Here is a 12,937-nt window from a genome sequence, read left to right as displayed (position 1 = left end):
AAGAAAAGAAAGAGAAAAAGGCCGGCAAAAGAATGAGTAAGAAAGAGCTGGCAGCGTTATTAATAGACTTTTTCCATGCCAAATCCAGCGAGACCTTGAGTATGAAATATATATTTTCGGAACTGCGTCTCACTACCCATCCGCAAAAAATGTTATGCGTCGATATATTACATGACCTTTTAGCTGACGATTATATTTCTGAAATAGAAAAAGGAAAATTCCGTCTCACCAATCATGGAACAGAGATGGTAGGCATTTTCCAACGGAAAAGCAATGGTAAGAATTCCTTTATTCCTGAAGGAGGAGGCGAGCCGATATTTATAGCCGAACGCAATTCGGCACATGCCATGAACAATGACAAAGTAAAAATCACTTTCTATGCCAAACGGAAAAACAGAGAGGCAGAAGGAGAAGTGATAGAAATACTGGAACGTGCCAACGATACTTTCGTCGGCACACTGGAAGTAGCTAAGTCATACGCATTCCTAGTGACGGAAAACCGTACATTGGCCAATGATATCTTCATTCCGAAAGATAAGCTGAAAGGCGGAAAGACTGGAGATAAAGCCATTGTGAAAGTAACCGAATGGCCGGACAAGGCTAAGAATCCTATCGGACAAGTAATAGATATATTAGGTCAGGCTGGTGACAATACCACAGAGATGCACGCTATTCTTGCGGAATTCGGTCTGCCGTATGTATATCCGAAAGCAGTAGAGACAGCAGCGGATAAGATTCCTGCTGAGATTTCAGCAGAAGAGATTGCCAAACGCGAAGATTTCCGTAAGGTAACGACTTTCACCATCGACCCGAAAGATGCCAAAGACTTTGACGACGCACTTTCCATCCGTAAACTGAAAGACGGATTGTGGGAAGTGGGTGTACACATCGCCGACGTGACACATTACGTAAAAGAAGGAGGAATTATCGACAAGGAAGCAGAAAAGCGGGCAACTTCCGTCTATCTGGTAGACCGTACCATCCCGATGCTTCCCGAACGGCTGTGTAACTTCATTTGTTCACTCCGACCGAACGAAGAAAAACTGGCTTTCTCCGTCATCTTCGATATTACAGAAAAAGGAGAAGTCAGAGACTCACGTATCGTGCACACAGTCATCAATTCCGACCGCCGTTTCACTTACGAAGAGGCGCAGCAGATTATTGAAACCAAAGAAGGAGACTACAAAGAAGAAGTACTCACACTGGACACCATTGCCAAAGCACTTCGTGAAAAACGTTTCGCAGCAGGAGCCATCAACTTCGACCGCTACGAGGTGAAATTTGAAATTGACGAGAAAGGAAAACCGATCAGCGTATATTTCAAAGAATCAAAAGACGCCAATAAACTGGTAGAAGAATTCATGTTGCTTGCCAACAGAACAGTGGCAGAATTCGTCGGTAAAGTTCCTAAAAATAAAAAGCCCAAAGTGCTTCCTTACCGTATCCACGACCTTCCCGATCCGGAGAAACTGGAGAATCTGTCACAATTCATCGCCCGCTTCGGCTACAAAGTACGTACAAGCGGAACGAAGACGGATATTTCAAAATCCATCAACCACTTGCTGGACGACATACACGGAAAGAAAGAAGAGAACCTGATTGAAACAGTATCTATCCGTGCCATGCAAAAAGCTCGTTATTCGACTCACAACATCGGTCACTACGGACTGGCATTCGAATATTACACCCACTTTACTTCACCCATCCGCCGTTTCCCGGACATGATGGTACATCGCTTGGTGACGAAGTATATGAATGGAGGACGCAGTGTATCCGAAGCTAAGTACGAAGACCTCTGCGACCACAGCTCGAACATGGAACAAATTGCAGCCAATGCCGAGCGTGCTTCCATCAAATATAAACAGGTGGAATTTATGAGCGAACGTCTGGGACAGATTTATGACGGCGTTATCTCCGGCGTAACCGAGTGGGGACTTTATGTAGAACTGAACGAAAACAAATGTGAAGGTCTGGTTCCTGTTCGTGACCTGGATGATGACTACTACGAATTCGACGAGAAGAACTATTATCTTCGCGGACGCCGCAAAAACAAAATATACAGTTTGGGAGACGCTATTACTGTTCGGGTAGCTCGTGCCAATCTGGAAAAGAAACAATTGGATTTTGAATTAATAGAAAAGTAAATTCACCACAGAGTACGCTAAGAAATCAGGAAGTAAAAAGACTTCGTGTACTCTGTGGTAAGCCAAACAGCCATTATGAAAACTGTCATTATTGAAGATAAACAACGAATCGAATCCATTATTCTCCATTGCGATACCTGTTTTGTAGGCATTACTGATTTGGAAGGTAATCCCTACGTAGTTCCGATGAACTTCGGTTATGAGAATGGCATCATATATCTTCATTCGGGTCCTGAAGGCAGCAAGTTGGAGATGCTGGAACATAATAATAATGTATGCATCACTTTCAGCGTTGGACATAAACTTGTCTACCAACACGAAAAGGTAGCCTGCAGTTACAGTATGCGTTCGGAAAGCGCGATGTGTCGGGGGCAAGTAGAATTCATCGAAGAAATAGATGAGAAACGCCGTGCATTGGATATTATCATGCATCATTACACGGATAGTGAGTTCAACTATTCCGATCCTGCGGTACGCAATGTCAAAGTATGGCAAGTACGTATCGATCAGATGACAGGAAAAGTTTTCGGTCTGCGAGCCAACGAAAAGCCATGAAGCGGTTTTCCGGCTTTTGACAATACTTGAGTAGAGTATTCAACAAGCATTGTAGAGTATTTCCAAACTAATTTCTCTAAACAAATGTTTAGATCACTTTTACCCTCACCACTGTCTGTATCTCTTTATCCATCGGCATTACAGGTGTGAGGGTAAAGGTGATTATAAAGACTATTCTATCCTCTCATATCAAATTCTTTTTGTATACTTGCAACATAAATAAAATAGATAAGTACTCTTGCAAAAAAATAGATTATGAAGAAACTGCTATGTCTCGCCCTGTTAGTATCTGCCGGAAGTATCTACTCCGGCAGCATCGCGGCAAACAACAAACCTACTGATAACAAATCCGGCAACAACTCAAAGGACATATACAAAAAGACCTGGATCGACTTCAATAAAAACGGTATAAAGGATGTATACGAAGATCCCTCCGCTCCTATCGAAGCCCGCATCGCGGATTTGCTTTCGCAAATGACGCTGGAAGAGAAAACCTGTCAGATGGCTACTCTCTACGGTTCGGGACGGGTATTGAAAGATGCATGGCCTACTGCCGGATGGTCAGCGGAAATTTGGAAGGACGGTATCGGAAATATTGATGAGCAGGCGAACGGACTGGGTAAATTCGGTTCTGAAATCTCCTATCCGTATGCCAACAGTGTAAAGAACCGGCACACCATTCAACGCTGGTTTGTAGAACAGACACGACTGGGTATTCCGGTGGACTTCACCAATGAAGGAATACGCGGATTATGTCACGACCGGGCTACCATGTTTCCCGCTCAATGCGGGCAAGGTGCCACGTGGAACAAAAAACTGATCCGGGAAATTGCGAAAGTCACTGCAAATGAGGCAAAAGCATTGGGATATACCAATATTTATTCTCCTATTCTGGATATTGCACAAGATCCTCGCTGGGGACGTGTGGTAGAAAGTTACGGAGAAGATCCGTATCTGGCGGGCGAATTGGGAAAACAGATGATCCTCGGTCTGCAAAGCGAAGGTATCGTTGCTACTCCCAAGCATTTCGCCGTGTATAGCATCCCGGTCGGTGGACGCGACGGAGGTACGCGTACGGATCCGCACGTGGCCCCGCGTGAGATGAAGACTCTTTATCTGGAACCTTTCCGCAAAGGTATTCAGGAAGCGGGTGCTTTAGGAGTGATGAGTTCGTATAATGATTATGACGGAGAGCCAGTTTCCGGAAGTTATCATTTCCTCACGGAGATTCTGCGTCAGCAATGGGGATTCAAAGGATATGTAGTATCGGATAGTGAAGCGGTAGAGTTTCTGCACACCAAACATCGTATCACCCCGACTGAAGAAGAGATGGCGGCACAAGTGGTCAATGCAGGATTGAATATCCGTACCAACTTTACTCCCCCGCAAGATTTCATTCTCCCGTTGCGTCGTGCTATCGACGAAGGTAAAGTCTCTTTGCATACGCTCGATCAACGCGTCAGTGAGATTCTGCGTGTCAAGTTTATGATGGGGCTTTTTGATAATCCGTATCCCGGTGATGACCGTCGTCCGGAGACAGTCGTACACAATGACGCTCATAAAGCAGTATCTATGAAAGCCGCTTTGGAGTCTGTCGTTCTTTTGAAGAATGAGAATCAGATGCTTCCGTTATCCAAGGACTTCAGCAAAATAGCTGTGATTGGTCCGAATGCGGAAGAAGTGAAGGAACTGACTTGCAGATATGGTCCTGCCAATGCGTCTATTAAGACTGTATATCAGGGAATCAAAGAATATCTGCCTAACTCGGAAGTTCGCTATGCAAAAGGCTGTGACATTATTGATAAGTATTTCCCGGAGAGCGAACTGTACAATGTTCCATTAGATACACAAGAGCAGGCGATGATTCAGGAAGCGGTAGAATTAGCAAAAGCTTCGGATATCGCTATTCTTGTACTGGGTGGAAATGAGAAAACGGTTCGGGAAGAGTTTTCACGTACCAATCTTGACCTCTGCGGACGGCAGCAACAATTATTGGAAGCGGTTTATGCAACAGGTAAACCTGTCGTTCTAGTGATGGTGGACGGAAGAGCAGCAACCATCAACTGGGCAAACAAATACATTCCTGCCATTATTCATGCCTGGTTCCCCGGAGAATTTATGGGGGATGCCATCGCTAAAGTTCTTTTCGGAGACTATAATCCGGGAGGACGTCTGGCTGTCACTTTCCCGAAATCTGTGGGACAGATTCCTTTTGCATTCCCATTCAAGCCGGGTTCTGACTCTAAAGGGAAAGTCCGTGTAGACGGTGTACTTTATCCTTTCGGATATGGTTTAAGCTATACGACCTTCGGATATTCAGACTTGAAAATATCTAAACCGGTGATCGGTCCGCAGGAAAATATCACTCTTTCATGCACTGTGAAGAATACAGGAAAGAAAGCAGGAGACGAAGTAGTCCAGCTTTATATCCGTGATGATTTTAGCAGTGTTACCACCTACGATAAAGCATTGCGTGGTTTCGAACGTATTCATTTGCAACCGGGTGAAGAACAAACCGTCAGCTTTACCCTTACTCCTCAAGACTTGGGATTATGGGACAAGAATAATCAATTTACGGTAGAGCCGGGAAGTTTCTCGGTGATGGTGGGAGCTTCTTCACAGGACATACGGCTGAAGGGGAGTTTTGAGGTCCAATAAACTTGAATAGACTAAAAAGTAACCACTAATAATTCTGTACCGGATGACTTAAAAAGAAAAGAGTATTTGAAAAGCCTTGAATTTATAAAGCAACTTCAGATTTAAAATACTTATAAAAATATGGTCAAACAATAAATTGAGACTTCATTCTCTTTCTATCGTTTGACCATATTTGATGAATATACCTAGACTAACCTTAATGAAAACATCATTTTAGCATATATGTATTATTGCAAACTAAATTTCTTTGTTTGTACATCACGGCTATTTCCGCCAACCATCACTTCAAATTCTCCCGGCTCACACACCCAATTCAAGGCACTGTTATAGAATTTCAGTTGTTCTGCTGTGATATCGAAAGAGACAGTGCGGCTTTCCCCTTTCTTCAAATGAATACGTTCGAAGCCTTTCAATTCTTTCACCGGACGTGCTACACTCCCTACCATATCACGAATATACATTTGTACGATTTCATCAGCATCATAGTTGCCCGTGTTGGTGACAGTGACAGAGGCGGTTATCTTATCCTTTTCATTCATTGAGTCGTTGCTAAGTTGGAGATCACCGTAACGGAATGTGGTGTATGACAATCCATATCCAAATGGATAAAGAGGATCATTGTCTACATCAAGATAGTTACTACGAAATTTACTGAACCACTTTCCTGCCTCTAAAGGACGACCTGTATTCAGATGATTGTAATACAAAGGAATTTGTCCTACGTTCTTCGGGAAGGTCGTAGTTAGTTTTCCACTTGGGGAAACGTCTCCGAATACTACATCACAAATCGCGTCGGCTGCTTCACTGCCTCCGAACCATACATTCAGTATAGCCGGGAAATTTTCCTGTTCCCAAGTCATCACAGTGCTGCGACCGGCAAAATAGACCAAAACAATCGGTTTGCCTGTCTTTTTCAATGCTATCAAAAGATCGCGCTGAGCGTCCGGCATTTCAAGATTAGTACGGCTACTGGATTCACCGCTCATTTCAGACGATTCACCGACAGCTGCTACAATTACATCAGCCTGCGAAGCTATATTCACAGCCTCATCCAACAATTCCTGTGCGCTACGCGGATCACGCATCTCACGACCGAACATGGTAGCTTCCGCCTCTCTTTGAGCGTCATACATCAGATTCGATCCTTTTGCATAAAGTACTTCTGCTTTGCCTGCCAATGATTGCTTCATGCTTTCATACAGAGAATTGTATTTATCAAAGGCAGCTGCCACACTCCATGTACCCGGCATATTGGCCTTTGTATTAGCTAACGGACCAACCAAAGCTATTTTACCTTTACGCTGCAATGGGAGCAGGTTATTTTCATTCTTCAGAAGCACAAATGTTTCGGTAGCTATTTTACGGGCTACAGCACGATTTTCCGCAGTGAAGATATCTTTCTTTACCCGGCTTGCATCACAATATTTATAAGGATCATCAAACAATCCGAGCTTGTATTTCGCTTCGAGAATACGACGGCAGGCTTTGTCTATTTCAGCCATTGTCACTTTCCCTTCTTTTAGAGATTTCTCCAAAGTAGTAAGGAAACCGTCTGCAACCATATCCATATCAGTTCCGGCACTAAGTGACATGGCAGATACTTGTTGCAAGTCCCCCATCCCGTGAGCAATCATTTCGGAAATAGCTGTATAGTCTGTCACAACAAAACCATCAAATCCCCAACGGTCACGCAAGACATCGGTCATCAACCATTTGTTGCCGGTAGCAGGAATACCGTCAACCACATTGAAAGAAGTCATCACACTACCCACACCAGCGTCAATTGCTGCTTTATAAGGAGGGAAATAATTGTTGAACATACTTAAGTGACTCATGTCTACTGTGTTATAGTCACGACCAGCTTCGGGTGCGCCATACAGGGCAAAGTGTTTCACACAAGCCATGATGGTGTTTTTATCAGTCAAGTCATCACCTTGATAGCCTTTTACCATGGCAACCGAAATCTCCGAACCTAAATAAGGATCTTCGCCTCCGCCTTCAGCCATACGTCCCCAGCGGGGATCGCGACAAATATCGACCATAGGACTGAAAGTCCAGCAAATACCATCGGCACTGGATTCTTTTGCCGCTATACGGGCGGATTCTTTGATAGCCTCCATATCCCAACTACAGGAAAGTGCCAAAGGAATAGGAAAAACAGTCTCATATCCGTGAATGACATCCATACCAAACAACAAAGGAATTTTCAAACGACTCTGCTCCACGGCAATCTTTTGGACTTCCCGAATATTCTCCACTCCTTTTACATTGAAAAGACCACCGACCTGACCTTTCCTTATCTTTCCGGCCACATCACTGCTCTTAGCTTGTCCGGTAACAATCTCACCCGACACAGGAAGGTTGAGTTGACCGATCTTTTCCTGCAAAGTCATCTTCCCCATCAGGTTGTCAATAAACTGATCCATTTTACCTTTATCGGCTTGCGGTGTAGCCATAGCAGTGACAGCAGACGCCGTAATCACTGCAGTTAGCAAAAATCTACCTATTCTCATATTCTGTTTTGTATTTATATTATTCTTTCTTCTGTTTTTATTCGGCTGTTGTAGAAGTGAAACCTAGCTTTTTCAGTCCGTCCTGAATTTCCGGACAACTCATGAATAACCGCCAAAGCAGTCCTGTACGGTGGTTTTCTATCATTGGCGCAATCGTACACTGGTCGATGGCGAGATAATGCGGAACAGTCCACTTCTCGTTCGGTGAGAACGCATCGTAGAATCCGTATTTCCCCCAAATCCATGATCCTTGTTTATAGAAACCTTTCAAGGCGGCCATCGACTCTTCCGGTGTGTAAGGGAAAGAGGATAAAGCGGCAGTAGGAGTAATCACACCGAGATCATTGTCGGGCATGTGGGCTGAATAGCCATTTATGGAGTAACTTGCTGTAAGTCCCCAGCAATCAGGTCCATATCCTTTGTAGCCTTTCGGATTAGTGACACAATATTGATAATCACTCATCGCATGATTGCGTACCACATTCCAGTAGTTGGCATATTGATCAATCAAGTTACGCGGGTCGAGGCCGATGTAAGAGTAGTGTGCCCAGAATAAGGGACCGCCTTTCTCTTCTGCTCCATTATGCTTCAGTTCGAGCGGGTAACCGTAAGGTTTGGAAGCACTTTTAATGCCACCACTACGCGCCCATCCTTCATGGTAACAGGCTGCCGGAACGGAATGTGTAGGGGATGAGGCGGCAAGGATATAGGTAATCAGACATTCATTATAGCCTTCGAGCGGGAAGTTCATTTCCCAGCCATAGTTAGGAGACCAATGCCAGTATAATACATTCTGATCGCCGTTGCGATACCAGTCGAATTCCATCCCGTGCCACAGTTCGTCTATTTTAGCTGCCAGTGCTTTTTCTTTCTCGTTGCCATCCTTTACGTATTGCCGTACACACAGCAGACTTTGCATAAGGAAGCTACTTTCTACCAGGTCGCCACCGTCATCTTTTGTTCCGAACGGTTTCACTTTGCCCGTAGGACCATGGAGCCAATGCGGCCACACTCCATGAAAACGATCGGCTTTTGCCAGATAGTCTACAATCTTTGTCAACCGGGCTACACCTTCTTCCCGGTTGATAAAGTTTCGTTCGATAGCCACCAACAAGCCGGCAATTCCAAATCCGCTACCTCCAATCGTAATTACATCCTGATCCTGTTGTGGATAAACGTTATCAAGATGTATACGTTCGCAGGCCAGTCCGGAAGTCTTTTCCGCACCTTCCCACATATAGTTGAAATGCGTCTTTTGAATATAGTCGAGTAGTTCATCGTCGTTCGCAAATGCCTCGGGACGATCAGGCTCCGCATCGGTCACTGTCTTGTTCTTTTGTGTACATGCGCATATCACTACGAGTAGAGTAATAAATATGCCGATTCTTGTCCATTCCATCATCATATAAAGTATTTCTTCTGATTAATAATTATTGTTTCACGACTTTCGACAACGCCGATCGTCCCGATTCATCCAAAGCTTCAATGGCAAAGTAGTAAGTCGTATCAAGGTCAAGTCCCCGGAAGTCATAATGATCCGCACCGTTCACGGTGATGCAGTTATATAACTTTTCGGGAGCAATGCCATAATAAATATTATAGCCGTAGGCACCGGATGAAGGATTCCACGAAATCATTGCATTGCGCTTATCCTGTTTGTCACGTACCACCTTGAAGTTTCGTACAGGCAGAGGTTTCTCTCCATCGGCAAAACCAAATACCCGGAACTCCGAAAGACAAAAATTGCCGGATGGAACATGAATGTTTTCCAGTTTCAGATAACGGGCATCCAGCGTCTCACCCAATTCGATGTAGTCATGAGGTACATCTTTATCGTTATCACTTTTATCTACCGCCAGTGTCCAGTCTGTCCCGTTGTCACTGGAGTAGATGCGATATTGATAGTATAAATCGTTTGCACGATTATGCTGCACACTTTTATGGTCATAGTAGTTGAGTTGGATCGCCTTTATATGTTTCATGGCACCAAGGTCAATTTCGATCCATTCACCCGGTTCGCCGGTTTTAGCAGCCCAATACGTACGCATATTTTCATCGGTAAGATTGGAAGCGGAATAGATGCTGTCGGTACTGGATACTTTTACCGGTTTCTCATAAGAAAGGAGCATCCAGCCGGTAAACCGGTCAGACGGATTTTTAATATCGTAGTCAGCATTCCAGCAAGGATAATCGCCGAATGCTGTGGTAGAGTACATCACTCCATCCGGATCGAATGTCGTAGGATATAATCCGATACGTCTTTCAAACTTATATTTGAGGGATAACATACAGGTGCCCACATGCCAGTAATTCCCTTTCAAATCTTGAAAAGTGCCACTGTGTCCTACTCCCTGTACAAATCCACCGGGCTTATAGCTCATCGGATTATGCTGCTGGTAAGTAAACGGTCCCAATGGCGAATCGCTGACATATACCCCGTCGGCATATACCTTGAACTCCGTTCCCGGAGCACCGTACTGAAAATAATATTTTCCGTTATGCTTCGTCATATAAGCCCCTTCGGTAAACGGACGCAACGTCACTTCATCATCATTGTTCATCCCAAACCGTTCCCAGCCATGTTCTTCCGGACGAAGCATCATGATATCATAAATCTTACTGACCGGACGAAAATCATCACGACTGACCTGTACGCCTTTAAGAGGGTACTCATTACTCGAACCGTAATAAAGATAGAGTTTACCGTCATCATCCAAAAACAAGCAAGGATCCCATGAAGGTAACGTATTACGTTCGATAGCACGCTTGAAACGCCCGGATTTGGGAGATGTGCTATACCATACGGGCAATCCTTCATAAGTAGAACCGGTATAGAACAACGTATCTCCGCTTACAAATGCTGCCGGAGCGCACATATCGTCATCCGTAGGACGACGCTGGAAAGAGGCCGGAGCAAATTCCCAGTCACTTAGATTCTTCGAATAATGGAAGCCTCCTTGGTTCGTGGAAAACAGGAAATACTCATCTTTATAAGTTAATCCCATCGGATCGGCAGAAGATCTGAACGATCCGTTAGACTGAACATTGTTGTTATAAGGTTCATAGTTATAACTAATATTCATAGGATTACAATAGGTACGAGTGACAGGATGCGCAGGGTCATACCACCTTGTAGCTTGAGCAGGCTGACGCTGCACAGACTTATGCTTCCCTGATTGCATAACGATTTTCACTTGCCGGTCGTCAACAGCACGTTTTACATTGGCAAAAGATTTTCCCGGATAATAGGCATAAAGATGCACATCGTTATCAGTAGCCTTCAACGTATAACGGCCTTCTATGTTCGTGTTACAATGAACCGGACTCGAGAAAAACATAACGGTAGCCCCTTCAAGCGGATTACCCTGTTCATCTACAACCGTTCCGGTTATTTCGTATTGATTTACTACCGGGATATAGTAGTCACTTACCTGTCCTTTTACTACTTTTATAGAATCTTCCGGTGGTAGTGCGTTCCCTGCCAAGGCAGAGAACGCTATCCCAGAACTTAGTAATATCTTTTTTACTATTCCTGTCATTTCCTAATTTTATTTAGACATAATTACTCGTCAATCGGTTCGTTCGTCAGACTTGGGATATTAGATACCTGATCGAAAGGAAGCGGATAATAGGTTTTATCTTCAGTCCATCCTTTGGAACCAAGCACAGAAGCAGCCTTACCGGTACGAATCAAGTCATTGTAACGTTCTCCCCACTCACAAACAAGTTCCATACGGCGTTCATCAAGGATTTGGTCTACAGTCGCACCATCAATCTCGGACATTCCCGCACGATCACGTACAAGTTTCAATGACGCATCACCATCCTTACCCAAACGTACCTTAGCTTCCGCATTCATCAATAATACATCAGCGTAACGGAATATACGGACATTGTTATTTGCACCATATTTGGTACGGCCCGGTGTTAACTGATCTGTCGGTGTATAAGCTTTTCCGTTCCAACAATCTGTTTGAGTCGAATTCTGCAATGGACGAATCACATCACCACTAGGAGTAGTTGTACCAGCCAAAAGGAATGAAGTCGTAGCACGGACAGTCTCGCCACGAGCCGCTGCCCAATCACGGAAATCTTTATATATACCGATAAATCCCCAGCCTGAAATATTTCCGTCGTTCGCCGGTCCTTGGAATACAAACCAGTTATCAGCATCTACCATATCACCTGACCCAAGACCAAAGTCAGTACACTGACATTCGAATAACGATTCATCACAAACCTTACCCGGAATCTTGAATAAATTATAGTAATCATCATAAAGCTTAAATTTCTTGCTACCGATAATATCATCTGTCAATGTTTCAACTTCTCCATAATTACCCTGATTCAGATGTATCTTTGCTGCAAGCATCTCTGCCGAGAAAGCAGTGACAGCACCATAATGAGCCATTTCGTTCGGACGTAATCTCGGAGTATGGTCCATCGTATACTGCAGATCTTCAAGAACATATTTATATACAGCATTGATCGTTGAACGGGTCATGTCGGTTTGAGTATTACTACGCAAAATAGTTACCGGACCAAAAGCCTGTACAAGCCGGTAATAAGCATAAGCACGAAGGAACCTCACTTCACCACAGTAAGAGCGGTAATTAGTCATATCATCGTCCGACGTGATATTTTCTGCGTAGGAATCCAGCGATTCAAGAGCAGCATTGGCCACTTTTATGATACCATAGTACTGATTCCACATCTCGTTGAGCCCCCAGAAAGAACTGTCATAGTTGTAGTTACCCATATCAACAAGGGTTGCCTGGTCATCTATACGTCCGGACCAAACATCATCATCACGCACGACAGACAACGGCCATATCACCCAGTGCATACCGCCTGTTCTAACTTTAGCATATACTCCGGAAACCGCTTGATACATATTCTCAATTTGAGTAAAGTCTACATTCTCTTCCGGAACCTTATTTTCGGGCTCTTTATCAAGATAATCACATGATGTATTGCATAACATTAATGCTGGCAACGCATATATTAAGATATTCTTTAGTATTCTCATTTTCTTGTTCTTTTGTTAGATTAAAATTAATTTTGCCA

7 protein-coding genes are annotated in these 12,937 nt (G+C 44.0%); 3 read left to right on the top strand and 4 right to left on the bottom strand.

The window, feature by feature from the left end; genetic code table 11:
* From rnr to ACT8YW_RS06765, 3 genes are all read left to right on the top strand, one after another.
* The coding region (gene rnr, locus ACT8YW_RS06775; RefSeq protein ID WP_444104442.1) for a ribonuclease R at window positions 1–2,144 on the top strand (2,144 nt) is incomplete at its 5' end.
* Window positions 2,145–2,219: 75 nt separating this feature from the next.
* Window positions 2,220–2,699 carry a pyridoxamine 5'-phosphate oxidase family protein gene (locus tag ACT8YW_RS06770; RefSeq protein WP_444104441.1) on the top strand — a complete coding sequence of 160 codons (480 nt, stop codon included), beginning with the start codon at window positions 2,220–2,222 and terminating at the stop codon, window positions 2,697–2,699.
* 255 nt (window positions 2,700–2,954) lie between these two features.
* Entirely contained in the window at window positions 2,955–5,357 is a 2,403-nt protein-coding gene (locus tag ACT8YW_RS06765; RefSeq protein WP_444104440.1) for a glycoside hydrolase family 3 N-terminal domain-containing protein, read from the top strand.
* Window positions 5,358–5,584: 227 nt separating this feature from the next.
* Here ACT8YW_RS06765 and bglX read toward each other — a convergent pair whose 3' ends face one another.
* The 4 genes from bglX to ACT8YW_RS06745 are packed head-to-tail and all read right to left on the bottom strand — an operon-like array spanning window position 5,585 to window position 12,899.
* Window positions 5,585–7,870: a beta-glucosidase BglX gene (gene bglX / locus ACT8YW_RS06760; RefSeq protein WP_444104439.1), complete on the bottom strand. Its 2,286-nt coding sequence runs from the start codon at window positions 7,868–7,870 to the stop codon at window positions 5,585–5,587.
* Window positions 7,871–7,907: 37 nt separating this feature from the next.
* Window positions 7,908–9,272, bottom strand: a complete 1,365-nt coding sequence (locus tag ACT8YW_RS06755) for a glucoamylase family protein (RefSeq protein WP_444104445.1) — start codon at window positions 9,270–9,272, stop codon at window positions 7,908–7,910.
* A 28-nt stretch (window positions 9,273–9,300) separates the two neighbouring features.
* Complete coding sequence (locus tag ACT8YW_RS06750; protein WP_444104438.1) at window positions 9,301–11,409, bottom strand: family 43 glycosylhydrolase; 2,109 nt, start codon at window positions 11,407–11,409, stop codon at window positions 9,301–9,303.
* 23 nt (window positions 11,410–11,432) lie between these two features.
* The gene (locus ACT8YW_RS06745) at window positions 11,433–12,899 is read right to left on the bottom strand and encodes a RagB/SusD family nutrient uptake outer membrane protein (protein WP_444104437.1); all 1,467 of its coding nucleotides are present in this window, start codon (window positions 12,897–12,899) and stop codon (window positions 11,433–11,435) included.
* Window positions 12,900–12,937: the final 38 nt, after the last annotated feature.

This window comes from Bacteroides sp., from assembly GCF_052357945.1.
Lineage (GTDB): Bacteria > Bacteroidota > Bacteroidia > Bacteroidales > Bacteroidaceae > Bacteroides.
This window is presented reverse-complemented; position numbering and strand designations above follow the sequence as displayed.